The sequence below is a fragment of the Campylobacter sp. CNRCH_2015_0814 genome, from assembly GCF_025772765.1.
GTDB lineage: Bacteria > Campylobacterota > Campylobacteria > Campylobacterales > Campylobacteraceae > Campylobacter_D.
Genome location: NZ_JAKMSR010000001.1, coordinates 103,283 through 128,135, shown reverse-complemented (window position 1 = coordinate 128,135; position 24,853 = coordinate 103,283). Strand labels below are relative to the sequence as shown.

The 24,853-nt window shown below is 28.5% G+C and carries 25 protein-coding genes; 7 read left to right on the top strand and 18 right to left on the bottom strand.

Features of this window, described 5'->3' with window-relative positions:
• Positions 1 to 7: 7 nt before the first annotated feature.
• The 11 genes from L8X24_RS07965 to L8X24_RS00605 form a co-directional block, all read right to left on the bottom strand.
• On the bottom strand, positions 8 to 742 hold the full coding sequence (locus L8X24_RS07965; protein WP_412175318.1) for a methyl-accepting chemotaxis protein: 735 nt from the start codon (positions 740 to 742) through the stop codon (positions 8 to 10).
• Positions 743 to 1,391: 649 nt separating this feature from the next.
• A complete protein-coding gene (locus L8X24_RS00650; RefSeq protein ID WP_263663165.1) occupies positions 1,392 to 1,883 on the bottom strand; it encodes a PAS domain-containing protein in 492 nt (163 codons plus the stop codon).
• An 80-nt stretch (positions 1,884 to 1,963) separates the two neighbouring features.
• The gene (locus tag L8X24_RS00645) at positions 1,964 to 2,455 is read right to left on the bottom strand and encodes a PAS domain-containing protein (RefSeq protein ID WP_263663164.1); all 492 of its coding nucleotides are present in this window, start codon (positions 2,453 to 2,455) and stop codon (positions 1,964 to 1,966) included.
• A 46-nt stretch (positions 2,456 to 2,501) separates the two neighbouring features.
• Positions 2,502 to 3,713: a threonine ammonia-lyase gene (gene ilvA / locus L8X24_RS00640; RefSeq protein WP_263663163.1), complete on the bottom strand. Its 1,212-nt coding sequence runs from the start codon at positions 3,711 to 3,713 to the stop codon at positions 2,502 to 2,504.
• Between the two features lie 2 nt (positions 3,714 to 3,715).
• Positions 3,716 to 4,075 carry a CoA-binding protein gene (locus tag L8X24_RS00635; RefSeq protein WP_263663248.1) on the bottom strand — a complete coding sequence of 120 codons (360 nt, stop codon included), beginning with the start codon at positions 4,073 to 4,075 and terminating at the stop codon, positions 3,716 to 3,718.
• A gap of 68 nt (positions 4,076 to 4,143) precedes the next feature.
• A complete protein-coding gene (locus L8X24_RS00630; protein WP_263663161.1) occupies positions 4,144 to 5,316 on the bottom strand; it encodes an MFS transporter in 1,173 nt (390 codons plus the stop codon).
• Between the two features lie 11 nt (positions 5,317 to 5,327).
• The gene (locus tag L8X24_RS00625; RefSeq protein ID WP_257905847.1) at positions 5,328 to 5,669 is read right to left on the bottom strand and encodes a MarR family winged helix-turn-helix transcriptional regulator; all 342 of its coding nucleotides are present in this window, start codon (positions 5,667 to 5,669) and stop codon (positions 5,328 to 5,330) included.
• Positions 5,670 to 5,804: 135 nt separating this feature from the next.
• A complete protein-coding gene (gene trmA, locus L8X24_RS00620) occupies positions 5,805 to 6,845 on the bottom strand; it encodes a tRNA (uridine(54)-C5)-methyltransferase TrmA (protein ID WP_263663160.1) in 1,041 nt (346 codons plus the stop codon).
• Positions 6,846 to 8,558 (bottom strand): Na+/H+ antiporter NhaC family protein, encoded by a 1,713-nt coding sequence (locus L8X24_RS00615; protein ID WP_263663159.1) that lies wholly within the window; start codon positions 8,556 to 8,558, stop codon positions 6,846 to 6,848.
• 16 nt (positions 8,559 to 8,574) lie between these two features.
• Entirely contained in the window at positions 8,575 to 9,321 is a 747-nt protein-coding gene (locus L8X24_RS00610) for an SDR family NAD(P)-dependent oxidoreductase (protein WP_263663158.1), read from the bottom strand.
• Positions 9,318 to 10,565: an ankyrin repeat domain-containing protein gene (locus tag L8X24_RS00605; RefSeq protein WP_263663157.1), complete on the bottom strand. Its 1,248-nt coding sequence runs from the start codon at positions 10,563 to 10,565 to the stop codon at positions 9,318 to 9,320. The genes L8X24_RS00610 and L8X24_RS00605 overlap by 4 nt, the downstream gene beginning before the upstream one ends.
• Before the next feature lie 109 nt (positions 10,566 to 10,674).
• Here L8X24_RS00605 and L8X24_RS00600 point away from each other — a divergent pair, with 109 nt between their 5' ends.
• Both L8X24_RS00600 and L8X24_RS00595 read left to right on the top strand, forming a co-directional pair.
• Positions 10,675 to 11,127 (top strand): methylated-DNA--[protein]-cysteine S-methyltransferase, encoded by a 453-nt coding sequence (locus L8X24_RS00600; protein WP_263663155.1) that lies wholly within the window; start codon positions 10,675 to 10,677, stop codon positions 11,125 to 11,127.
• 1 nt (position 11,128) lies between these two features.
• Complete coding sequence (locus L8X24_RS00595; RefSeq protein ID WP_263663154.1) at positions 11,129 to 12,007, top strand: EamA family transporter; 879 nt, start codon at positions 11,129 to 11,131, stop codon at positions 12,005 to 12,007.
• Here the strand turns inward: L8X24_RS00595 and truA are convergent.
• Genes truA through glmU form a run of 7 tightly spaced genes read right to left on the bottom strand, consistent with a single transcriptional unit; the run spans position 11,961 to position 18,202 of the window.
• Complete coding sequence (gene truA, locus L8X24_RS00590; RefSeq protein WP_263663153.1) at positions 11,961 to 12,695, bottom strand: tRNA pseudouridine(38-40) synthase TruA; 735 nt, start codon at positions 12,693 to 12,695, stop codon at positions 11,961 to 11,963. The genes L8X24_RS00595 and truA overlap by 47 nt on opposite strands.
• Positions 12,695 to 13,720 (bottom strand): LptF/LptG family permease, encoded by a 1,026-nt coding sequence (locus L8X24_RS00585; RefSeq protein WP_115645724.1) that lies wholly within the window; start codon positions 13,718 to 13,720, stop codon positions 12,695 to 12,697. Before L8X24_RS00585 ends, truA begins: the two co-directional genes overlap by 1 nt.
• Positions 13,717 to 14,466 carry a prepilin peptidase gene (locus L8X24_RS00580; RefSeq protein ID WP_263663150.1) on the bottom strand — a complete coding sequence of 250 codons (750 nt, stop codon included), beginning with the start codon at positions 14,464 to 14,466 and terminating at the stop codon, positions 13,717 to 13,719. The genes L8X24_RS00585 and L8X24_RS00580 overlap by 4 nt, the downstream gene beginning before the upstream one ends.
• A complete protein-coding gene (gene uppS, locus L8X24_RS00575; protein ID WP_039668518.1) occupies positions 14,463 to 15,131 on the bottom strand; it encodes a polyprenyl diphosphate synthase in 669 nt (222 codons plus the stop codon). Before uppS ends, L8X24_RS00580 begins: the two co-directional genes overlap by 4 nt.
• 1 nt (position 15,132) lies before the next feature.
• A complete protein-coding gene (locus L8X24_RS00570; protein WP_039626453.1) occupies positions 15,133 to 15,753 on the bottom strand; it encodes a hypothetical protein in 621 nt (206 codons plus the stop codon).
• Positions 15,750 to 16,913, bottom strand: a complete 1,164-nt coding sequence (gene coaBC / locus L8X24_RS00565) for a bifunctional phosphopantothenoylcysteine decarboxylase/phosphopantothenate--cysteine ligase CoaBC (RefSeq protein WP_263663149.1) — start codon at positions 16,911 to 16,913, stop codon at positions 15,750 to 15,752. Before coaBC ends, L8X24_RS00570 begins: the two co-directional genes overlap by 4 nt.
• Positions 16,910 to 18,202, bottom strand: a complete 1,293-nt coding sequence (glmU, locus tag L8X24_RS00560; RefSeq protein ID WP_257938473.1) for a bifunctional UDP-N-acetylglucosamine diphosphorylase/glucosamine-1-phosphate N-acetyltransferase GlmU — start codon at positions 18,200 to 18,202, stop codon at positions 16,910 to 16,912. Before glmU ends, coaBC begins: the two co-directional genes overlap by 4 nt.
• A 164-nt stretch (positions 18,203 to 18,366) precedes the next feature.
• Here glmU and L8X24_RS00555 point away from each other — a divergent pair, with 164 nt between their 5' ends.
• The 5 genes from L8X24_RS00555 (at position 18,367) to L8X24_RS00535 (ending at position 24,834) form a co-directional block, all read left to right on the top strand.
• Complete coding sequence (locus L8X24_RS00555; protein ID WP_263663148.1) at positions 18,367 to 20,721, top strand: autotransporter outer membrane beta-barrel domain-containing protein; 2,355 nt, start codon at positions 18,367 to 18,369, stop codon at positions 20,719 to 20,721.
• Between the two features lie 140 nt (positions 20,722 to 20,861).
• Positions 20,862 to 21,596 carry a flagellar type III secretion system pore protein FliP gene (fliP, locus tag L8X24_RS00550; RefSeq protein ID WP_263663147.1) on the top strand — a complete coding sequence of 245 codons (735 nt, stop codon included), beginning with the start codon at positions 20,862 to 20,864 and terminating at the stop codon, positions 21,594 to 21,596.
• Positions 21,597 to 21,605: 9 nt separating this feature from the next.
• On the top strand, positions 21,606 to 22,517 hold the full coding sequence (locus L8X24_RS00545; RefSeq protein ID WP_263663146.1) for an AEC family transporter: 912 nt from the start codon (positions 21,606 to 21,608) through the stop codon (positions 22,515 to 22,517).
• Positions 22,518 to 22,525: 8 nt separating this feature from the next.
• Entirely contained in the window at positions 22,526 to 24,274 is a 1,749-nt protein-coding gene (locus L8X24_RS00540) for a bifunctional chorismate-binding protein/class IV aminotransferase (RefSeq protein WP_263663145.1), read from the top strand.
• A complete protein-coding gene (locus L8X24_RS00535) occupies positions 24,271 to 24,834 on the top strand; it encodes an anthranilate synthase component II (protein WP_263663144.1) in 564 nt (187 codons plus the stop codon). The genes L8X24_RS00540 and L8X24_RS00535 overlap by 4 nt, the downstream gene beginning before the upstream one ends.
• Positions 24,835 to 24,853 lie beyond the last annotated feature (19 nt).

Below are 24,853 nucleotides of genomic sequence, written 5' to 3'. Positions count from 1 at the left end.
AAGCTTATTAAGCTTCTAGTTTATCCATAATTAATTTACTATCTTTTTCCAACTCTCTTATGTCACTAATAATTGAATCATAATCTTCTTTTGAAATATTTTCTTTTTTAGCTATTTCTATAGCTTTATTTGCAGAGTATTGTATTTTTTCACTCTTGGAATCCATTTCATTTTGAGAGATTAAAGGACAGAAAATACTTTTTGCATCTTCATCTTTACATAGACTAGAGATTGGATCAAGATTTTGTAGATTTTGCTGAGAACCATTAAGAGTTAGATAAACATCTGATTTATATAAAATATGATCTATTTTCATAGCCGATAAAGTCAAATCAGAAGCAAAATTAACAAATTCTTTTCCTAAATGAGAACTTTTATCCTCTAATTCTCTAAATGCTTCACTAAAATCAGCGATTTTGCTATTAGAAGAATTTGCGATATCAAATACCTTTTCACTATTTTCTTGTATTGAGCCAATTTCTTGATTCATTACTTGAATTGCCAAGGTAATCTCGCCAGTTGCTTTTTGTGTTTTTTCAGCAAGTTGTCTTACCTCATCTGCAACCACAGCAAAACCCCTTCCATGTTCACCCGCACGAGCAGCTTCAATAGCCGCATTTAGCGCAAGAAGATTAGTTTGATCTGCTATATCTCTAATAACTTCTACAATTGCATTAATACTCTGAGCATTTGAGGCAAAAGTATCAACAGCATTTTTACTCTCATCGGCCACTTGCATCATAGAAGAAATCGAATCTTGCAAATTGCCCACTTCTAAACCATTCTTTTGAGCAGTATCTGATATTATTTTAATATCACCAAAAACTTCCCTCATCAACTTAATAATACCATTTAAAGCAGAAGATAAGTCATTTAAATTTTTATTTTGACTATTTAAACTCAAATCCATCAATTCTCTTGATAAAGCATTTTTAAAAACAGATTTTCCTGTTTTTTCTATATCATCTAAAGCTTTATTGATAAAGTTAATATTATGAACAAAAATTCCTTTTAAACCTTCAGGAATAGCTCTTCTAAAATACTCACCCTTTTGAGAACAAGCAATAGAGGTATTAATTTCTCTCAAATAAGCTTCTAAGCCATCTATAGTATTATTAAGATTATCCGCAATTTCTTTAAGTTTTTTATTGCTACATTTAATGTATACAATTCTTGAATCAAAATTACCATTTTTTAATTCTCTACTAAGATCTAAGATTTTATCACTAAATTGATCTTCTTTTTTTAAAACAACAAAAGCAAAAGCAAACAATAATAACAAAGCCAAAGAAAACCCAAAAGAAATAAAATCCATAAAATATATAGAATTTGCACAAGATAAAATACCTAGACCAATACCAACTAATACTATATTTTTCATCAACATCCTTTTATTTTTGAATTTGCATTATTAATTCATTGTAGCTCATCCCATAAGATTTTACTACAGCATTTAGTTCTTCAAGTCCTGCTTTTATACCACCTTCCTTTTCTTTTCTTATAAGAACTTTATAAATTTCCTCTATTGTTTTAACAGCTTCTGCTTTAGGCTTTCTTCTTACTGAATAATAATTTAAAATATTTTCATTAGAATCACAAGAAGCAGTTATGTTTGCAAAAACCCAATAATAATCATTAAATTTTGTTTTGTTTTTTACAAAAGCAAAAACCTCTCTTTTCATTTGAATATTATCCCATAAATATTTAAAAACAGTTCTTGGCATATCAGGATGACGCATAATACTATGAGGTTTATATAAAATTTCATCAATTTTATAATCAGAGTATTTTAAAAAATCCTCATTGGCATAAATAATTTCACCTTTTAAATTAGTTTTTGATGTTATTAAAACATCTGGAGTTAGAACTTTTTCCAAAGACATAGATAAATTCCTTAAATTTAAATTAATCAGACTGATTATACCTTTTTTTATAAAAACATTTTTTAAATATTTTTATAAAATTATTTTTGAAGCTCTAAAATTAACTGGTTATAACTCATACCATAAGAATTAACTATCTTCATAAGTTCATTCACTCCGGCTTTTATACCTCCAGTTTTTTCAGCTTCTAGTAAAACCTTGTAAACTTGCTCTATAACCGGTATGGCCTCTCTTTTAGGTTTTCTTCTTACTGAATAATAATTTATAATATTTCCTTGATTATCAAATGAGGCTGTAACATTAGTAAAAACCCAATAATAATCATTTTGTTTGGTTTTATTTTTTACAAAGGCAAAAATTTCTTTTCCATCTTGTATATAATCCCACAAACATTTAAAAACCGTTTTTGGCATATCAGGATGACGCACAATATTGTGTGGTTTATACAAAATTTCATTCATTTTATAACCAGCATATTTTAAAAAATCATCATTAGCATAAATGATATCTCCTTTTAAATCTGTTTTAGAAGTTATTAGTGTATCTGGTTCTAAAATTTTCTCTTGTGACATTTTTACCCTTTTTTGGTTTTATTTAAAAAATATTATATTTAATATATCATAAAATTTCATTAAAATTAAAACCTTTATCATAAAGTATCTTTCTAACTAATTCTTGATGTTCTTTTCCCTTAGTTTCTAAGGTAATTGAAATCATTGCATCACCATATTCAAGCTTAGTTGAAAATCTATCATAATCAATTTTAACTATATTAGCCTGAGCTTCCTTAATCGCATCACTTAAAGCACTTAAAGCCCCTGGTTTATCAACTAAAGTAACATTAATAAGCATTTTTCTAAAAGCTTTAAATAAGCCTTTTTCTATAATAATATTTAACATTTGTACATCAATATTTCCACCACTTAAAACCACACCGATTTTCTTATGATTTTTTAAATCTATTTTTTTATGCAAAAGCGCAGCTACTGCTGATGCTCCTGCTCCTTCAACTGTTATTTTGTGTTTTTCAAGTAAATACAATACCGCATTAGCTATTTCTTCATCATCAACTTGAATAAAATCATCAACACATTCAAGAATAATATCAAAATTAATTTTATTCACATCACGCACTGCTATACCATCAGCTATGGTTCTAACAGCTTTTGAATTAATCATTTTTTTACTTTTAAAACTCTCATACATCGCAGGAGCTCCCTTAGCACTCACTCCGATAACTTTTATAGCAGGATTAATTTGCTTAGCAGCACTTGCTACACCACTAATCAAACCTCCCCCACCAACTGGAGCCAAAATCATATCTAAATCACTTATTTCATCAAGCATTTCAAGCATTAAAGTACCCTGCCCTGCTATAATACTTTCATTCTCAAAAGGATGAATGAAATTTAAATGATGTTCTTTGGCATAATTTAGTGCATAAGCATAAGCCTCATCAAAATTATCTCCTTTTAAAATCACTTTTGCGCCTAAATTTTTAGTCGCACTTACTTTTAATAAAGGCGTAGCTTCAGGCATAACAATCACAGCTTCTATGCCAAATTTTTTAGCACTAATTGCTACTCCTTGTGCGTGATTTCCTGCACTTGCAGCTATTACACCTGCTTGTTTTTGTTCTTTAGTTAAATTAGCTATTGTATTATAAGCTCCTCTGATTTTATAAGCACCTGTTTTTTGCAAATTTTCACATTTTAAAAAAACATCAGTTTCTAAAAACTCACTCAAAAAAGAAGAGTGCACAAAAGGGGTTTTTAATACAAAATCTGCGATTTTTTGTTTTGCTTGATAAATTTTATTTAATTCAACCATGATTATCCTTTTTGTAGTTCTATTTTAATGCAACGATCTTGAACGCAATTTATACCATATTTTTTACATTTTTGCATTATTTCTTCATTGGCAATGCCAAGTTGCATCCAAAAATTTTTAATCTTTTTACTCAAAAGATCTTCAAAAATTTCATTTGCAAAACTTGCTTTTCTAAACATTACAACCGTATCAATTTCAAAAGGGATTTCTTTTAAGTTTCTATAAACTCTTTCATTTAAAATAAAATCTTCTTTAGGGTAGATGGGATAAATTTTATAACCTAAATCTTGTAAATATTTGCTTACAAAATGAGAAGGTTTATCTTGATTAGGGCTAAGTCCTATGATGGCTATATTTTTCATAGTACTTAGTATTTTATAACTATCACACAATGCTTTTTCCTTTTTAAAGCATTGTATCTAAAATCAAATTAACAAGAAGCTTTTTTTACAACCAACAAACAATACAAAATCAAAGCCATTGCAACCAATAAAGCACAAAAAGCATAAACATTAGCAAAACCTATACTTGGCTCTATAATGCCTAGCAAATAAGGACTTACTCCTATACCAAAATCTAAGGCTATAAAAAATGTAGAATTAGCCAAACCCATTTTTTCTTTAGGTGCAAGTTTTATAGCTAAAGCTTGAGCACTTGAAGTAGCATTAGCATAACCTAACGCACAAAAAACTCCAGCTAAAATAATCATATAAAAATTTAATGCAAAAGCAAGTAAAAGCAAACATACTATAAAACTCAAAAAGGAAAAAATCATCACAATATTAGCACCATATTTATCAAATACTTTACCAGCAAGTGGTCTAAAAACCATAGAAAATCCAGCATATACCACAAAAAACATAGATCCAGCAAAAGCTAAATTTAAACTTTGGGTATAAGCACTCATATAAGCTATAATAGCACCAAAAGGACATGCAAGCAAAAAGGTTACCAAGGCTAAATTTAAAACTGATTTTTCAAAATAATTATAAATACTGAATTTTCTTTTTATATGATGATGTTTTTTAAATCTTCTTACTTTTAAAAAAATAGACAAAACCAATGCAAAGACAATACTCAAACAAGCTATTAAAAAACTAAGCCAAAATTGATTGATAGAGTCAAGTTTTATAGCCAAAAAAGGACCTAAAGCTGAAGTTAAAACAACGCTTGTAGCATAATATCCTATACCAACTCCTCTTTTATTGCTAGGTATTATCCTAGCAATAGCTGCCCCACAAGCACAAGAACAAATTCCATAACAAATCCCTGCTAAAAAGCGTATTAAAATTAAAAAATATACATTATAAAATTTCAAATATAGCAAATTAATAAAAAGATAAAACAAAAGCGAAAACACTATAACCTTTTTTATATTAACATCATCAATTATAGAACCAAAATAAAGTCTAGATAGCAAAGCGCCTATAACAAAAGCTCCCATAATAAGACCTGCAGTGCTAGTTTGAAGGTTTAAAACACCTAAAACATAATCTGTACTAGAAATAGTACTCATATAAAAAACAAGACAAATAGCAAAATTTATCCCAAAAATACAGAAAAAATTTATATTAAATAAATTATATTTTTTACTTAATCCCATGAAAAAACCTTTTAAATTTTCTCATTGATATAATCAAGTAATTTTAAAAGTCTTTCTTGATCTTTTACATCTAAGATATCTAAAATCTTTCTTTCATATTTTCTTATATAGGCATTTGCATCTAAAAAAATTTCTTTACCTTTAGCGCTTAAAGTAATGATTTTTTCTCTTTTATCATCTGCTTTTAAAAACTCTATATATTCAAGTTTTGCTAATTTAGAAACAACTCTAGAAAGTATAGCTTTATCCATCTGATAAAACTCACATATTGGAGCTAAAGTGCTACAACCATGCTGATTTAAATATACAAAAACCCTCCAATCACTTGATTTTAGTCCAAAGGGTTTTAAAATTTCATTGACTTGATAGAGTATTTTTCTATTTGTATAAGTAATTTTTTGAAATAAAATAAGAAATCCTTTATAAAAATTAATTGATTAAATCAACTATTTTTATAATAACAAAGTTTGTATAAATTCTAACTTATACTAAGCTTTTATTCTTAAATGCACCCCACATTCAAGATGAGGAGTATTAGCAAATTGATCAAAAAAGGCTAAATTTAAAATTTCATGACTTTGACATAAGATTTCAAGATTTTCTTTTAAAGTGATAGGATTGCACGAAATATAAATGATATTTTCATAATTTTTAATAAGTTCAATCACGCTTAAATCAAGCCCTGCTCTTGGAGGATCAACCAAGACATGAGATATTTTAAAGCTATCTAAGTCTATGTTTTTTAAGCGGTTAAATTCTCTTTCTTTTTTCAAAGCTTGACTTAACTCTTCACTAGAAAGTCTTGTAAAAGTTATATTTTCAATAGAATTTAAAACACAATTTTTTAAAGCAAATTCGATATTTTTTTTAGAAATTTCAGTTGCTAAAACTTTGTTAAAATTTCTTGCTAAAGCTATGGTAAAATTTCCATAACCACAATAAAGCTCTAATAAATCTTGTTTAAAATCACTTCCAATGCAAGATACAACCCATTCGATCATCTTTTCATTGATAAAAGTATTAGGCTGGATAAAACAATCATTATTAAACTCATATAAAAATTCATTTGTATTGATTTTTAAAGCTTGTCTTAAATTCTCCCCATTAAATATAAGTTTTTTACCCCTGCTTCTTGCTATGAGTTTGAGATTTAATTTTTCTGCTAATTCTTGTAAATCTTGTACAATTAGCTCTATATTTTTATGGAAAAGTAAAGTTATACTTAAATCTAATTTTGTAGCTAAAAATTCTACTCCAAAAAGCTTATGTTTTAAATTTTCATTTAGATTATTTAATAAAATAGGCATACAGTCTTGAATTTTTTCATCTGCTATATCAAATTTCTCAATAGGAATTTTTTTCTTGTTTTCAAACATTGCATAAGAAATTTCCCCATTTTCATGATGATATATAGAAAATTCCGCCCTTGCTCTATAAGCTTTTAAAGGTGATTTAAAGCACTGAATTTCTTTATCATATAAAGAAGAAAACAATGCTTTATTTAAAGCAATTTTTTCTTCAAAATGCATCTATGCATCTACCTTTTTGCCAACTACAAAAAGTAAAGCTATCATAGCTAAGATTCCAAAAACAAGCCCTAGCCATACATTAAGTCCTAGTGCTACTGGTAAATAACCACAAAGTATACTAATAGCACAAACACTCAAAGCATAAGGCATTTGCGTGCTAACATGAGCTAAAAGATCACACTTACTTCCCATAGATGAAAGTATAGTTGTATCAGAAATTGGCGAGCAATGATCTCCAAAAATAGCTCCTGTTAAAACCCCTGAAATATTAATAATCATATATTGGTGCAACTCTGCCCCACTTAATTCATTATGAACACCAACAGCCATAGCTAAAGGAATAGCTAAAGGCATTAAAATACCCATAGTTCCATAACTAGTTCCTGTTGAAAAAGAAATAATAGAAGCAAAAATAAAAATTGCCGTAGGAAGCAAGTAAATAGGTGTTTTATCTGAAAATAAATCAATTAAATATTTAGAAGTTCCTAAATCCTTAATCACAGAAGCTAATGACCATGCGCAAAGTAAAATAATCACAGTCATAATCATAGTTCTCCAACCATGAGTCCAAACCGCAATAGCTTCTTTTAAAGTAAATATTTTTCTATACATTCCCAAAATAATAGCTACTATGGTAGCTAAAAGTGCTGCTTGAAATAATACAACCGAAGCATCAGCTGCGCCAAAAGTTTCTCTAAAAGCAAATAAACTAAGCGGTGCTGCATCAATTTGTGCTTTAATACTCGCATCATCTAGAGCATTATAACCACTAAAATAAAAACCTATAAATGAAAATACAATCAAAACAGCTAAAGGTATAATAGCATTAGAAGCTTGTAATTTCACATGCTCTTTTGGCTCTAAAACCTTATCTTCTATATTATCAATTTGCTCATGACCATGAGAAAATTTACCCGCTCTAGCTCTAAGCTCAGCTTTTAACATAGGTCCAAATTCTCTACCTGTATAAATAGTTAAAACAACAAAAATCAGCATAAAAAGATTATAAAATCTATAAGGTAAGGTTTGTACAAAGATTTCAAAAGCATTGATTTCTTCTTTTACAATACCTAAATGCGCAAAAGTTGCATTATCGATTAAATCATATCCGCTACGAATTAAAGAAATTTCAAGTCCTATCCAAGTAGAAATGATAGCAAGACCAGTAATTGGCGCTGCGGTTGCATCCATAATAAAAGCAAGTTTTTCACGACTTACTCTAAATTTATCTGTTACCGGGCGCATGATAGGACCTACGATTAATGAATTAGCATAATCATCAAAGAAAATAAAAATCCCCATACACCAAGTAGCAAATTGTGAGCTTTTTGCCTGCTTAGCTTTAGTAGAAAGCCAAACAGCCACAGCTTTAGTACCACCTGTTTTAGTAATAAGAGCTACAACCCCACCTATAGTTAAAACTTGTAATAAAATTCCTGCATTACCCGGACTTGCCATAGCATTTACCACTTTAGAAATAAAGCCCGTAAAAGAAGCAATAATAGCATGATAAATACTATTTTCAATAAGTCCTAGCATAAAAGTACCACTTAATGCACCAATAAACAACGAAAGCACTACATCTTTAGTGATAAAAGCTAAAATAATAGCTATCACTGGTGGTAAAAGCGTCCAAACTCCGAAAAGTTCTGCATTTGCTTGTGCATCAGCAAATAACAATAAAGGAGCTAATAATAAATAAAAAATTTTCATATTTTTCCTTAAGTTTTTATATTTTCTCGCTAAAAGTTCCTGCCCATGTTTGAGTCACAGGCATAAGTTCAATTTCGTTAATATTAATATGCTCAGGCAAGCTAATAATAAAAGTAATAATTTTTGCTATATCTTCAGCTTTAATATATTTAGTATTTTCATAAACCTCATCAGCCTTTTTAATATCACCTTTAAATCTCACTTCACTAAATTCAGTTTTACAAAGCCCTGGAGCTATATTTGTTACCTTTATATTACTTCCGCGCAAATCCGTTCTTAAAGCTTTGGAAAATTGTGCCACAAAAGCTTTCGTACCACAATAAACATTACCTCCATAATAAGGCACATTTGCCGCAATTGAACCAAGATTAACCACATGAGCATTTTTTGCCTTTCTAAGTAAAGGTAAAGTAGCTCTTGCTATATATAAAAAGCCTTTGATATTAGTGTCTACCATGGCTTCAATATCTTCAATATCCAAAGAATCAAACTCATTTAAACCCAAAGCAAGACCTGCATTATTAACAAGTAAAGAAATATTTTGTAAATCTTGAGGTAAATTTTCAATTGCTGTAAAAACTGCTTGTTTATTTCTAACATCAAGCACGATAGGATAAATTTTATCCCCATAAAGCTCTTGTAGTTTTTCTAACCTTTCTTTACGTCTTGCTATGGCTATAACCTTATAATCAAGTTCTATTAAAGCTTTTAAACTCTCTAGTCCAAAACCTGAACTTACCCCTGTTATTAAAGCAATTTTCATGGTTGAGCCTCTTCATACAACATCAAATTTTCATTTTCTTTTAAACCAAGTTTTTTTAAAAATTTAATATTTTCTTCTTTTTTTGCAATGGTAGCAAAATCAAGAGCATTAAATCCCAAATCATCTATTTCTTTATAGTTAGCTTTATAATCTATAAGCAACTTAAGCATTTTTACATCAGCATAATTTGCCCCATGCATAAAGATATTTTTAGAAGTATGCTCAAGTGCACATAAGGTAATAAAATATGGCGTATTGCTTCCCATACTGGCAATAGAAAGTTTTTCATTATCATTAATGTATTTTTGATTTACATTTGCACCATTTTCAAGCAAAAGCTTGGCAATCTTATAGTTGTTATATTCAACAGCATAAAACAAAGGTGTTTTTCCAAAAGAATTTTTATAATCAACCACCGCTTCATTTTCAAGCAAAAGCTTAACATTTTCTGCATTATCTAGTGCAAAAAATAAAGCAGACTCATAACCTTCATTTATTTTTACACCCAATTTAATAAATTCTCTTATAATCTCACTTTCTCTATTATTTAACAAGGCTGATTTAAAACCATTGTTTAATTCTAAATTACTAATTTTTTTAGTATAAATATACTCTTTAATCTGCTCCAAAGAATTATTTTTATTAGCTACAAATTTTTCAAAATCTGAAATATCTTTAAAGATTTTAGTCTCGCCAACTGCCCAGTTTAAAAATTCATTCAAAGCATTACTAGCAAAATAAATTGCACTTGCTTTATCTAAATTAAATTCCTTTTGAAAATATCTTGTTAGAGGGTTAATCGCATTATTATATTCTTTCCAAAATTCCTTAAAAAGTTTAAAATTTCCAATGCTTTGATAAGCCCAATATCTAAAATACGCTTTTAATTTTGCAAATTTTTCTTCAAGTATTATAGGATCTTGTAAAGTCTTTTGATAGCCTTGTGGATCAAGTGCAATTTCTAATAATTTAAAATCAAATTTTCTCAAATCACTAAAGTATTCTCCACCCATACAAGCACTATTGCTTCCTCTAATTTCATTAGCAAGTTCATATAATCTTTTTGTGATTTGATGATTTTTTAAAGAAAAAGCGCAATTTAAATCCACTTGAGAAAAATCTTGTGTATTTTTTGGCTCAAACTCTTTAAAAAAATCAGCCTTATTTTCCTTAACATACTCACAAGTATAATCCAAAGCTAAAGCATTTAAACTTATAATCAAACTAAATAATAAAATCTTCAAATATTTTCCTTGAATATAAATTAAATCACTATTTTAACTAAATTTTTGCTTTAATAACAATTAATTAATTTAAAATTCATACAATGCTTGCTTTTAAATAAGGAAAAATATGTATCAAAGTTTTTATAAAGCTAGTTTTGCTTATATTCTTTTACAAAGTGATAAAGATAAGCTTATTAATGTTGATTTTGCTATATATAAGCCTGATTTTACCAAAGATAAACACCCTGTTTTAAAACAAGCCTTAGAAGAACTAGACCTTTATTTTAACAAAAAGCTTTTTACTTTTAGCACTCCCCTAGCTCTTCAGGGAAGCGAATTTGAACAAAAGGTATATAAAGCTTTGATAAAAATTCCTTATGGACAAACTAAAACTTATCAAGAAATTGCTTCTTTTATCAATCATCCAAAAGCTTTTAGAGCAGTAGGCAATGCAAATTCTAAAAATAAACTTGCAATTTTTATACCTTGCCATAGAGTAGTAGCTAAAAATCACTTAGGTGGATACAATGGTGGTTTATTTATCAAAGAAACTTTACTTAAATTAGAAGGCGTACTTTAAAATGCCAAGCTTATTGCTAGCAAGTTTTATTTGGGCTTTTTCTTTTCCATTAATTGGGCATTTTATTACCTTAGAAATGGATAGTTTTTTTGCAGCATTTGCAAAAGTTTTTTTATCTTTATTGGTATTTTTACCTTTTTTAAATTTTAAGCTAAATTTGCATTTAAAACTAAAACTCATAGGCATTGGAGCTTTGCAACTTGGCGTGATGAATTTATTTTATTATCATTCTTTTTTATATTTAAGTGTAAGTGAAGTAGCGCTTTTTACGATTTTTACACCTTTTTACGTTGTGCTTTTTTATGGGCTTTTTTCAAAAAATCTTAGATATTTATATTTCATAAGTATTTTTATATGCATTATGGGTGCTTTTGTAGTTAAATTTGATAATATTAACTCTAATTTTTTATATGGCTTTTTACTTATTCAGGGGGCTAATTTAGTATTTGGAGCTGGACAAAGTTTTTATAAAATTTTATTAGAAAAAAATACAAACTTAAGTCAAAAAGAAGCCTTTGCTTATTTTTATTTAGGCGCAACCAGTATAACCTTACCTGCTTTTTTATTTTTTGGAGATTATAATAATTTACCATCCAATTTAAGCTCTTGGATAGCTTTGATTTATCTTGGGACTATTGCTTCAGGACTTGGATATTTTTTATGGAATAAAGGCTCTACTGAAGTAGATAGTGGAGTTTTAGCCTTGATGAATAATGCCATTATACCTATAAGTATTTTTATCAACATGAGTATTTTTGGAGTAGATGTAGAGCTGCTACCTTTTTGCATGGGGACTTTAATCATTCTTTTTTCATTTTTTATACATAAAAAAATCATGCATTATTATAATAAGAAATCTTACTCAAATACAAACCACTAGCAGGAACTAAAAATCTACAATGAGCTTTTTTAGCGTTGATTTGTTCTAAAAGCTCATTTTGGCTCATTTTTCCTTCTAATACCTTTAAAATACTTGCCATCATCATTCTAATTTGCGATCTTAAAAAACCATTTGCTTCAAAATAAAACACAGTGTAATTTTTATAAGCATAGACTCTAGTTTTATACATTTTTCTTATGCTTGTTTTATTATCAGAGCCTTCTTTTTGAAAGAGTTTAAAATCATGCTCTCCTTCAAATAAAAAAGCAATTTTCTTGGCTAATTTAATATTTATTTTTGGATAAAAATGCACATAAGAGGCTAAAAAAGGATTATATTTTTCATGGCTTATAATATAGCGATATGCTCTTTTTTGCACATCAAAACGCACTTGAAAATTTTCTTGCACTCTTTGGATATGCTTTATATGTATAAATGGGTGTGCAAAATGATTGATTTTATTTTTTAAATATACAAAATCTTTAAAATGTTCTCCCGCTTTTACACAAGCGACTGCATTAAATGCATGCACACCTTTATCAGTTCTTGAAGCAAATAAAGGCTTTTCATAAATACCCAAATGCGACAAGGCCTGTGCTAAGGTATCTTGGACACTAAACTTATGTGGCTGGGTAGCTGAACCTTGAAATTTAGAACCATCATAAGAAAAAGTTAATTTTAAAAGCATTAATACTTACTTGCAATTTTTGCTTTAAAATAAAACAAAGAAGTAATTAAAAAGCTTGAAAAAATCACAGCAATAGCTACAAAAGGAGGATTATAAAAACTAATCAAAAGCGTAAAATAAGCAAAAATAATCACAAAAATTCCAAAATAAGCAAAACCTTTTTCATAACGATAAGTTACTATACCAAAAGAGAGTGCAAAAAGCACGCTAGCTAAAGGAAATAAAGCTATAAGAATATAAATAACAAATTCTTTTGCTTTTTCTTTATTGCTTGTTACATCAGACCAATACCCATAAAAACTTTGAGTATTTAATTCTTTAGAAGAAAGCTTGCTTTTAATTAATAAATTTTTAAAACTAGAAATATGCCAATCTTCTTCTTTAATCTCATAAGCCTTTCCCTCATCTAGCTTAAAAGTAATAACCCCATCATTTGTTTCTAACTTTCCTTCTTTGGCTAAAATCACTTGTTCTTTATCTTGTAGATTTTTCTTTGGATGATACATTATGATATTTTTATAAGTTTCATCAGAATTTTTAGCATCAATAAAAACAAGCCATTCCCCATATCTTTGTCCAAATTCTCCTGTTTTTATGCTTACTTTAGCGCTAATTTTTTTATAATCTACAAAATTATCAAAAAGTTCAAAAGATATAGGTATAAAAACCAAAACCACCACAAGCATAAAAGCACTTACCAAAGCTGCAATTTTTGCAAAAAAACTTGCTATCATGCTTGGAGCTATACTCAAAGCAAACAACACCGTGCTTTCATTTTCCCTAGAAAGCCTATAAAAGGCCAAAGTCAAAGCTATGAAAAAAGATATGGGTAAAGTAAAAATCAATATCTTTGGTAAAAGAAAAATATATAATTTGATTAATTCAAAAAAAGTAATTTCAATATAAGCAGTAATTTTAGCAAGTTGTATAAAAAATATAATCGAAACAATAATAAATAAGGTGAAAAATAAAGACAACATTGTGCTTAAAAACTGATTAAGCAAATACTTATAAACTAGTTTCATAATATACTTTCTACACTTAGATTAATCAAAATTCCGCAAAATAAAAAAGGAATCATAGGCATTTGATAATCTTTCTTGGCTATTTTTATAAACATCAAAAGACTTAAAAAACTTGCAATAAATAAAATCAAAAAGCCTTTTTCATAGCCAAAAATTCCAAAAATCAAAGCTATTATTATAACATCACCTTCCCCTAAACTTTCTAAAATTTCATCTCTTTTTTTAAAATTTTTAATAAAATTAATCACACTTTTTAGTATGAAAATTAACCCCGTCCCAAAACACACTCTAAATAAAAAGCTATCTTGAAAATCCTCTAAATTTAAGCCATTTTGTAAAAAATCAAAACAAAAAGCTAAAATAAATAAAATCCAAAGCCAAAGCTCACTCACTGCTTTTAAATAATAATCCATCCAAGAAAGCGCTAATAATATAGCTAGCATACAAGCAAAAATTAAAATTTGAAAAAGATCTTCGATTAAATAAAAAGCAAAGACAAACAAACACGCACAAATAAATTCATTAAAAGGATAAATCAAAGAAATTCTTTCTTTGCAAAAAGCACATTTGCCTTTTAAAAATACAAAAGATAACAAAGGAAAAAGATGATAAAATTTCAAAGTTTTAAGACACTTAGGACATTTTGATCTTGGACTTATTATACTTTCTTTATTAATCGTCCTTAAAATCAAAGCATTGACAAAAGAACCCATACAAAGCCCTAGTAATAAAAAGAAAAATATCATTTACCAAAGGTTCTTTTGCGTTTTTTAAACTCAGTAATAATATTTGCGATTTCTTTTTTAGTAAGTGCAGGAAATAAGGTTTGACTAAAATAAATTTCTGCATAACTTGATTGCCATAATAAAAAATTTGAAATTCTTTTAGCACTCCCTACCCTTAAAAACAAATCCACATCCTCGCTTAAGTCAAGATTTGCTTGTATATTTGCTTCGTTAATTTCAAGATTTTTTTCAATCACCTTTTTAACCGCTCTAACTATTTCATCCTTACCTCCGTAAGAAATAGCTAAATTTACGCATAATTTTGTGTAATTTTTAGTTTGTTCTTGAAAATTTTGTATTTTTTTTAAGGTTAATTCATCTAAAAGATTTAAATTTCCTATGGCTTTAAAACGCACTTCATTGGCTACAAATTTATTTAAAGACTCATCAAGATATTTATTTAATAGTTTAAAAAGAAACTCCACTTCTTCTTTTGGTCTTTGCCAATTTTCTGTACTAAAAGCATAAAGGGTTAAATTTTGAATTTTTTCATCTATACATACTTCTATGATTTTTTCAACAACCTTAGCACCTTGACTATAGCCAATTTTTTCTAAAAGTCCATTTTTTCTAGCCCATCTTCTATTGCCATCCATTACTACAGCAAGATGTTTTAACTCATTCATTCTATCCCTTTATATCCATCAATCTTTTAAAAACAAACATAGGATTAAGCGTATTAACTACTTCAAATTTAAAATACTCATTTAAAAAATGCGCTACTTTGGCAAAAGGTGTTTGTATGCGTGTGATTTTACCATTATCAATTATAATTTTTAAAGCACCAAAAATTTCAAAATACAAATACACTTCTAAAATATTTCCATTTTTCTTAGCTTCAAACAAAGCCCTATTTCCCTCATAAACAAAAGGTATATGATAAATTCCTTCAAAAAATGCAAAAAACATTTCCTTATAAATTTCAAACTCATATGCGCTTTTGCTTTCCATAAGTCTTTGGATAATGAATTTTTTATACCAAGCTTTTTCATCACCTTCTTGCAAAAGCTTTTCTATAAGTTCGGCTCCTTCTTCAAAAAGTCTAATTTTAGGCTTTTTCAAAAGATTTTTAAAAGAAATCACGCCTTTATCTTCATAAACTTCAGCTAAATATTCCTCCCCTACTTCAAGCTCTATCATACTTTTTGTTTCAAGCTTTTTAGTGTTTAAAAGCAATACATAGCGATTATATGCGCGTTTTTCTAAAATTTGCATTCTTACAGGTAAGGTTGAATTGATAATATTCACCAAAGTTTCCTTAATTCTTGCGCTAAAATAAAACCAAGTTTTTCTTTGCTTTGTTTAGAACTTTGAGAGATACCATCTTTAGTGATAAAACAAATGCTATTTTCATCACTTCCAAAGTTCATTTGCTCATTTAAGACATTTAAACACACCATATCTAAATTTTTACTAACTAAAGATTTTTTAGCATTTTCTAAAGCATTTTGCGCGTCAAATTCCATTTTAAAGCCTATTTTTTTGCCTTTAAAATCTAAATTTTTTAAGATGTCTTCATTCAGTTTTAATTTTAAATCAAGTCCGTTTAAATGCTCATTTTTCTTAATCTTACCCTTATAAGCCTCAAGAGTAAAATCACTCACAGCAGCAGCCATAATTAAAGCATCAAAATCTTTGTATTTTTGCAATTTTTCTTTTAGTTCTAAAGAAGATTTAAATTTTTCTAATTTATAAGGTGTTTTAAACTCTACTGAGCTAACTAGCACCACCTTAGCACCTAAAAAATATAAAGCATCAGCAACCGCCTTTGCCATTTTTCCACTTGAAAAATTACTAATACATCTTACATTATCAATTTTTTCTTTAGTTCCACCGCCACTTATAACAAAACTTTTATCTTTAAAAAAATCTTCTTGCATTAGACTTTTTTTTAAAGCATTTATAATGCTATCAAGCTCAGCCAAAGCCCCCAAACCCTCATCTTTGCAAGCTAGAGTTTTAACTATAGGATCAATGATAATATAACCTTGTTCTTTTAAATTTTTTAAAGAATTTTGAGTACTAAAATGTAAATACATGTTTGTATTTGCAGCGGGTGCGATTAAAAATGGTTTATTTTTATCTACTGCTATTAAAGTTTGAATGAATAAATTATCTGCTATACCATAATTTAGCTTATTAATAGAATTTATACTAGCAGGCGCAAAAAGCACACAATCACAAGTCTTGCTAAAGGCTATATGATTATTAGTATTTTGCCAACTTTCATTATCTTCACATAAAATTTCATCTGCTAAAGCTTCAAAGCTAAGCTTAGTTCCAAATTTTAAAACTCCCTGACTTAGCAAAACTTTAACCCTAAAACCTTCTTTTTTTAATAAAGAAATCAACTCATAAGCTTTATAAAAGGCTATGCTTCCACTTACTGCTAGTAAGATTGTTTTCATTTTTTACCTAGTTTTTTATAGTAAAAATCTTCTATGATTTGCACTTTTGCTCTATTAATATGTAAAGAACCTTTTTCTACATCCTTACACACAGTGCTTCCTGCTGCGATGATTACCTCATCTTTTATCTCTACTGGAGCGATAAATTGTGTATCTGAACCCACAAAAACATTTTTACCTATTTTAGTTTTATGTTTTTTAACCCCATCATAATTACAAGTGATAGTACCACAACCTATATTAGTTCCCTCATCTATCTCACAATCTCCTAAATAACTCAAATGCCCTGCTTTAACTCCATTCAATAAAGCATTTTTACATTCTACGAAATTTCCTATATGGGTATTTTTAAGCTGACATTTTGGACGCAAATGCGCTAAAGGACCTACATCACTATTTTCTACTATACTATCTTCAATCACACTTGAACTTTTAATGATAGAATTAATGATTTTTGATTTTCCTTCTATGCGCACATTTTCATACACTTCACACTCGCCTACAAACTCAACTTCATCTGAAATAAAAGTCGTCGCAGGCATATGAAAAATCACTCCTTGCTTCATCCATTCTTTTTTAATCGCTTCTTGCATAAGATCTTGAGCTAGGCAAAGCTCTACTTTATCATTTACCCCCATAAAATCTTGCTCATTTACAAACACCGCATCGATTTCATAGCCCTTTTCTTTTGCTAAATAAACCGCATCGGTTAAATAATACTCTTTAGCCTTATTATCATTTTTTATCAAAGGCAATACTTCTTTTAAAATTTGTGCTTTTATAGCATAAACACCGCTATTGCAGGTGTTTATAGCAAGTTCTTCTTTGCTTGCATCTTTTGTTTCTACTATTTTTTGAATTTTATTTTCTTTTAATACTATTCTTCCATAACTTTTTGGATCTTTTGCCTCAAAAACTGCCACATTAAAATCACTCTCATTTAAAGCTATTTTTTCTAAATCATCTGCTTTAACCAAAGGCATATCGCCACATAAAATCAAAACTTTTTCATGCTTACTCTCATAACCCCTTAAAGCCCCTGCAGTACCTGGAAAATTTTGCAAGTCTTGTTCTAAAAAACGTGTATTTGGAAAATGCTCTAAAACAACTTGTTCAACCTTTTCTTTTTGATGAGAAAGCACCACACATACATCATCACTAATTTTATATGCTTGTTTTAAAATATGTAAAATCATTGCTTTTGAGCAAATTTTTTGAAGTACTTTTGGATTTTGTGATTTCATACGCGTGCCAAGTCCAGCAGCCAAAATAAGCACAGAAATTTTCATAATTTACCTTTGTTTTAAAAATTATTGCTTATTTTAACAAGCTAAAGTAAAAATTCTTACTAGTTGCTATTTGTTTTTTACAGATTTTCATTTACTTTAAACTTAAATTTATGGGGGGGGGTATAATGCTTTTTTCAAAGTTAAATTTATTAAGGAGTAATCAAATGAAACTTTCTTATCACACAAGTAAAGTTTTAATGGGAGTTAGTATTAGTGCTTTATTAAGTAGCACTGCTTTAGCCCAAGAGGTAAATTCTGGAAATTTATCTGATTTTTTTAACTATAAAGATGGAATTTGGAGTTTAGATTCTAAAGAAAATATAGAATTAAAAATAAGTCCGAATATACTCCAACTATATCCTATCCAAGAAGGTATAAATGGGGCTGGAAAAACAATAAAAGAAATTAATATCAAAACAAGTGGTATTTTAACCATAGGATCCGATTCAGATTGGGTAGATCTAGGCGAAACTCCAACTAATGAAGCACGATATGATTTATATAGCGTTAATTTAGAAGCAAAAGAAATTATTTTAAATAAAGATCAAACTTCTTTAAAAGCAAATAAGGCTTTTAATATAAAAGGAAATCTTACACTTAATGGAAGCTCACCTATAACAAATGATAATATAAACAACGAAGAACTTGATAGACCTAGTTTAGATGTATGGAGTGGATATGGCGAAAAAGATGGCTATATGAGCATACAAGGAAATTTAAATGTAAATAATTCTTTTGTTGGTATATATGATGCAAATAAAAAAGGTGGTTTAATCTCTGTAGATGGAGATGTAAATATAAAAGACTCAGCTATAGGCATAAGCACAAATAGTGTTTCAAATTTAGGTATAAACAACTATGTAGCTATAAAAACTACAGGTAATTTCAACCAAGATATTGACAAAAACATAGTAACAGCACTATACACTAAAGATATAACAAGCATGCTTGAAACAAGTAATTTACTTCCAAAAAATGTATTTTTTGAAGATACTGATTTAGCTCAATTTACAGATTATAAACTTAGTGTTTCTAATGATGGCAAAAGTCTTTTAATCAACGGTGGTGCTAATGGTAATGTAAGAAATTTAGCAATGATATTAGAATCTGAAATTGATATTAGAAAAGAAGCTTTAGATAGCTTTAATAATATAAAAGAAGATATCAAAAGAAATGAAAATTTAGAAAATTCTGGATTTGGAACTTATCAAAAACCAGGATATATTGGCGATGATGCTATGCTTGAAGCCATAGCACAAGCAGAAAAAGAACTACAAGAACAAATTAAAAAATTAGAACAGCAGATCCAGGATATACAAGCTAATGGTGGAAAATTTGATGGTGGTGATTTGGTTGAAAATATGAAAGATATTAGCTTAGAAAATAAAAATTTAGCTGTAAATATGCTAAATAGTATTTTAGATTCTAAACTTAGTAATGATGCTGTTGCAGCACTCACTCTAGATACCACAGGAAAAAACCTAAACACACTTACAACAAATACAAAAGCAAGTGCAAAAGCTATAGTAAATAATGCTCAAAATTCTTCTGTTAATTCATCGATAGGTGTAGCAAATGACCTAGCCATTGGAACAAGAATAGCAAAACTTTCAAATCCTTATCAAGATAAAGCTTTGGTGGAAAAATTTGCTACAACCCATATAGCAGCACTAGCAAGTGATGTTTATAATTATTATGGAAATTCTTCATTTAATAATAGCTTTTGGGGTAATGTTTTTGGTGGTGCAAATATCATAGATGGAGATAGTGGTGCTTTATATGGATTTACACTAGGTACTGATAGAAAAATCAATGATAATGCTTTGCTTGGTTTTTACTTTACTTATGCTGATTCAACTATCAAAGATGGAGTTATGGAACAAAAATCAGATAACTACCAATTTGGTATTTATTCTTTGATTAATCCAAATGATCAATGGGAAATTAATCTAAAAGCTTATGGACAAATTTCTCCAACAGATCAAAGCATAGCGATGTTAAGTGATTCTAGTAATGCTGATTTTGATAGTAAATTTTTTGGTTTAAGCGCTAATGCTGGTAGAATTTTTAATCCAAATTCATCATCATTATTCATCAAGCCTTTTGCTGGTATAAATTACTACTACGCACACACCCCAAGTTATAAAGAAAGTGGTATGTTTGCAAAAGAAGTTCAAAGTATGACAAATAATTCTATTAGTTTAGAACTTGGTGCTGAACTTAGAAAATACATGAGCGAAACATCATATTTATTTATCACTCCAAAAATAGAACAATATGTAATGAATAATGGAGATGATTATGTAGCTGGATTTGTTGGTTCAAGTTCAAATTTTATCATCAAAGGAAATGACAAGAAAAAAACCTATGGACAAATCATTATAGGTGGTAATGTAGATATTAACGAACAATTTAGCTTAAATGCAGGTGTTGGAGCTAAACAAATACTAGCTGGAAAAACAGATGGTAAAAATGAAACTTATGTAAGTGGTCAAGTAGGTTTTAAATATAAATTCTAAAAATCTTTCGAGAAACTCCTTAAATGCTAGAGCAAAAACTCTAGCATTTTAAAAATAAACTGTTAATTCAATCATATAAATTGCATTTTTAAGAGTAAAATTGCTAAAATAACGCTTTTAATTTTAACCAAGGAAATATTTTGAGGGTTTTACTAGCTTTATTTTTATCAAGCTTGGCTCTTTTAGGCGCTGAAGCAACCATACCAACTGTAAATTTAAGTCTTAGTGCTCCAAATAACCCACAACAACTCGTAACAACCCTAAATATAGTCATAGTTTTAACCATACTAGCTCTTGCGCCTACCATTGTTTTTGTAATGACTTCGTTTTTAAGACTTGTTGTAGTGTTTTCTTTTTTAAGAACAGCTCTTGGCACTCAAACTATGCCACCAAATACTATCTTGGTTACCTTAGCTTTGATTTTAACTTTTTTCATTATGGAGCCTGTGGCTACAAAATCATACAATGAAGGTATAAAGCCCTATATCGCTGAACAAATAGGTTATGAAGAAGCTTTTGCTAAAAGCGTTAAGCCTTTTAAAGATTTTATGCTAAAAAACACTAGGGAAAAAGACTTAGCGCTTTTTTATAGGATTAGAAATTTAGAAAATCCAAAAACCATAGATGATGTGCCTTTAACAGTTTTAGTGCCAGCCTTTATGATAAGCGAGCTTAAAACTGCTTTTGAAATAGGCTTTTTACTTTTCTTGCCATTTTTGGTTATTGATATGGTGGTAAGCTCGGTATTAATGGCTATGGGTATGATGATGCTACCTCCTGTTATGATTTCTATGCCTTTTAAACTTTTGATATTTGTGCTTGTAGATGGATGGAATTTACTCATACAAAATTTAGTCAAAAGCTTTTTAACTTAGCAGAATAAAATGTATATTTTTTCTTCCTTATTTAGTATATTTTGTTTGCTTTTTGGTGGATATTTTGCTAAAAAAATCAAAATTTTAAAACAAAAACAAGCGCGTGCTTTTTTAGATTTTGCTATTATTTTTGCCTTGCCTTGCTTGATTTTTGAGCGTGCTTATCATTTAAATTTTGATTTTTCTTTGATTGTTATTATATTGCTTGGGTTGGGTTGTGCTATTGTTTCAGCATTATGTTGTGTATTTTTAGCTCTTTGTTTTAAATTTAGCAAAAGCACCCTTGTAAGTATTTTTTTACTTTCTAGCTTTGGAAATACTTTATTTGTAGGTATACCTATCATTAGTGGAATTTATCAAGATCCTCATTTTTTGGGAGAGATTATCCTTTATGATGCTCTTGCTACTTCTTTGCCAGTGGCACTGCTTGCTCCCTTTATCATATCTTTAGCTAGTGAGCAAAAGGTAAGCTTTTTACAAAATCTTAAAAAAGTTTTTACTTTTCCACCTTTTGTTGCTTTGATTTTAGGACTTTGTTTTAAGTTTGCTACACTTCCTGATTTTATCTTTGAACCTTTGCGTATGCTTGGAGCTAGTGCCACACCTATAGCGCTTTTTGCCATAGGTTTAAATTTAGGCTTTTTAAGTATAAAAACTTCCTATAAAGCAACTATAATAGTCATTTTTGGCAAAATGATACTCACACCTTTAATCTTTTTAGTGCTTTTAAAGCTTTTAAATTTCAAATTAAATCCTAGCTCTATCATCGCTTTACTTGAATCAGCTATGCCTACTATGACAATGGTTGCAGCTATGATTATGAAAGCAAAACTTGATACGAATTTAGCGGTTAGTTCTGTAGCTTTTGGTATAGTTTTTGCCTTTATTTCTTTACCTATTTGGGTATATTTTCTAAGCTAAGGATATCAATGGCATTTGCTATCTTTGGAAAATATCTTTATAATGATCTTGCCTTTACCCTTAAAGCCTATACTCAAAAAGAAAGTAAAAAAGCTTTTAAAGCTATAGAAAAATATAAAAATCAATATTATTTTTTAGGTTATATTCAATATGAATTTTATAAATATCTAGAAGATAAAAATTATAAAAGCAAAGAGCCTTTTTTATATTTTTTTGCTTTTAAATCAAAAAAAATCTTTACAAGTGAAGAAAAAAAATTAGACTTTTATCCAAGCTTTTCATATAATTTAAACCAAGAAAAGTATTTTGAAAACTTTGACAAAGTTAAAGATGCTATAGCTAAAGGTCAAAGTTATCAAGTTAATTTTACCCAAGAATTACATTTACAATCAAATCTTAATGTGTATGAGAGTTTTTTAAGCCTTTATCCTAAGCAAAATACCCCTTATAAAGCTTATATGAAAAATGAATTTTTAGAGCTAGCTTCATTTTCACCTGAGCTTTTTTTTAAAATCAAAAATAAAAAAATTATCACAAAACCCATGAAAGGCACAATCAAACGCTCAAATAATCCAAAAGAAGATGAAAATCTAAAAAACTTTTTAAAATGTGACGAAAAAACCATTAGCGAAAATGTAATGATAGTTGATTTATTACGCAATGATATTTCAAAACTCATCAAAAAACATTCTTTAAAATGCGAACTTTTTAAGGTTAAAACCTATCCTACCTTACACCAACTCATTTCAAAAATAAGCGGAAAATTAAAGCAAAAAAATGATTATTTTAAAATTTTCAAAGCCCTTTTTCCATGTGGATCTATCACAGGCGCACCCAAAATAGAAACCATTAAACTCATAGAAAATTTAGAGAAAAGAAAACGCGGGGTTTATTGTGGAGCTATAGGTTTAATCTATAAAAACAAAGCAAAATTTAGCGTAGCCATACGCACTTTAGAGAAAAAAAATAATGATGATTTTTTAAGATATGGTGTGGGAAGTGGGCTTGTATGGGACTCACAAAAACAAGATGAATTTGAAGAATTAAAACTAAAAAGCAAAATTTTAGAACCTAACTTTTACTTGTTTGAAACAATGTATTATAAAAATCATTCTATTTTATTTTTCAAAGAACATTTACAAAGAATTTTAAACTCAGCTAAATTTTTTGGCTTTGATACTCAAAGATTAATACATGATTTTAAAAATATACTAGAGAGTAAAGATAAAAAATCTCATTTTAAATCTTTACAAAATTTTAATAATTTTGTTTTCAATCATCATCATTTTTTTACAAAAAGTAATTTTACTCAAAAAGGCTCAAAAGCTATTAAATTAAAACTTTTCAAAAATGGCCTTTATGAGTTTGATTTTAGCAATATACAAGAAAATTCAAGCAAAAAACTACTCATAAGTAAAGATATCGTAAAAGTAAATCTTTTAACACACCATAAAACTTCTCTGCGTAGTTTATATGAAGCAAATTCTCATCTATGGAAAGAAAATATTTGCTATGACATAGTTTTTTTTAATAAGCAAGGCATACTTTGTGAGGGTTCAAGAACTAATATTATCATAAATTTAAATGATGAGTATTTTACTCCTTATGCCAAAAACTGCCTCAATGGCATTTATAGACAAGCACTCTTAAAACACAAGCTCATCAAAGAAAAAGATATCACTAAAGATGCGCTTTTAAATGCTAAAGAAATTTATGCTATTAATTCTTTAAGAGGCTTAAAAAGGGTGTTTTTGTGAGAGTTTTGATTATAGATAATTATGACTCTTTTACCTACACTATAGCCTTTTATTTAAAAGAATTAAATATTACTTATAAAATCATCAAAAACGATAAATTTAAAAACCCAAAAAAGCTTAAAAAATATGATTTTACTCATCTTTTAATCTCCCCTGGACCAAATTCTCCAAAAGAATCAAAGCTAAGCTTAAAAGCTATAAAATATTTTAAAAAAGATAAAAAAATTCTTGGAATTTGTCTAGGACACCAATGTATAGCACATATTTTTGGTGGTAAAATTTCTAAACTTCCAAATCCAACTCATGGTAAAGTAAAAACTATAAAATTTAAACCAAACCCACTTTTTAAAAATCTTAATCAAAATTTTAAAATTTGTTTATATCACTCTCTTTATGTTAGCCATATAGGTAAAAAATGTGAAATTTTAGCCCAAAGTGAAGATAATGTCATCATGGCTTTAAAACATAAAAAATACGACATTTATGGAATCCAATTTCACCCAGAAGCCATACTAAGTCAAAATGGTAAAAAGCTACTTAAAAATTTTCTTGCTTTATAATTACTTTAAGTTATATTTT

Excerpts from the sequence above, each read along its gene's own strand:
- L8X24_RS07965 (WP_412175318.1), bottom strand. The coding sequence starts at position 742 with ATGATGCAAGTGGCCGATGAGAGTAAAAATGCTGTTGATACTTTTGCC.
- L8X24_RS00650 (WP_263663165.1), bottom strand. The coding sequence starts at position 1,883 with ATGTCTTTGGAAAAAGTTCTAACTCCAGATGTTTTAATAACATCAAAA.
- L8X24_RS00645 (WP_263663164.1), bottom strand. The coding sequence starts at position 2,455 with ATGTCACAAGAGAAAATTTTAGAACCAGATACACTAATAACTTCTAAA.
- ilvA (WP_263663163.1), bottom strand. The coding sequence starts at position 3,713 with ATGGTTGAATTAAATAAAATTTATCAAGCAAAACAAAAAATCGCAGAT.
- L8X24_RS00635 (WP_263663248.1), bottom strand. The coding sequence starts at position 4,075 with ATGAAAAATATAGCCATCATAGGACTTAGCCCTAATCAAGATAAACCT.
- L8X24_RS00630 (WP_263663161.1), bottom strand. The coding sequence starts at position 5,316 with ATGGGATTAAGTAAAAAATATAATTTATTTAATATAAATTTTTTCTGT.
- trmA (WP_263663160.1), bottom strand. The coding sequence starts at position 6,845 with ATGCATTTTGAAGAAAAAATTGCTTTAAATAAAGCATTGTTTTCTTCT.
- L8X24_RS00615 (WP_263663159.1), bottom strand. The coding sequence starts at position 8,558 with ATGAAAATTTTTTATTTATTATTAGCTCCTTTATTGTTATTTGCTGAT.
- L8X24_RS00610 (WP_263663158.1), bottom strand. The coding sequence starts at position 9,321 with ATGAAAATTGCTTTAATAACAGGGGTAAGTTCAGGTTTTGGACTAGAG.
- L8X24_RS00600 (WP_263663155.1), top strand. The coding sequence starts at position 10,675 with ATGTATCAAAGTTTTTATAAAGCTAGTTTTGCTTATATTCTTTTACAA.
- L8X24_RS00595 (WP_263663154.1), top strand. The coding sequence starts at position 11,129 with ATGCCAAGCTTATTGCTAGCAAGTTTTATTTGGGCTTTTTCTTTTCCA.
- truA (WP_263663153.1), bottom strand. The coding sequence starts at position 12,695 with ATGCTTTTAAAATTAACTTTTTCTTATGATGGTTCTAAATTTCAAGGT.
- L8X24_RS00585 (WP_115645724.1), bottom strand. The coding sequence starts at position 13,720 with ATGAAACTAGTTTATAAGTATTTGCTTAATCAGTTTTTAAGCACAATG.
- L8X24_RS00580 (WP_263663150.1), bottom strand. The coding sequence starts at position 14,466 with ATGATATTTTTCTTTTTATTACTAGGGCTTTGTATGGGTTCTTTTGTC.
- uppS (WP_039668518.1), bottom strand. The coding sequence starts at position 15,131 with ATGAATGAGTTAAAACATCTTGCTGTAGTAATGGATGGCAATAGAAGA.
- coaBC (WP_263663149.1), bottom strand. The coding sequence starts at position 16,913 with ATGAAAACAATCTTACTAGCAGTAAGTGGAAGCATAGCCTTTTATAAA.
- glmU (WP_257938473.1), bottom strand. The coding sequence starts at position 18,202 with ATGAAAATTTCTGTGCTTATTTTGGCTGCTGGACTTGGCACGCGTATG.
- L8X24_RS00555 (WP_263663148.1), top strand. The coding sequence starts at position 18,367 with ATGAAACTTTCTTATCACACAAGTAAAGTTTTAATGGGAGTTAGTATT.
- L8X24_RS00545 (WP_263663146.1), top strand. The coding sequence starts at position 21,606 with ATGTATATTTTTTCTTCCTTATTTAGTATATTTTGTTTGCTTTTTGGT.
- L8X24_RS00540 (WP_263663145.1), top strand. The coding sequence starts at position 22,526 with ATGGCATTTGCTATCTTTGGAAAATATCTTTATAATGATCTTGCCTTT.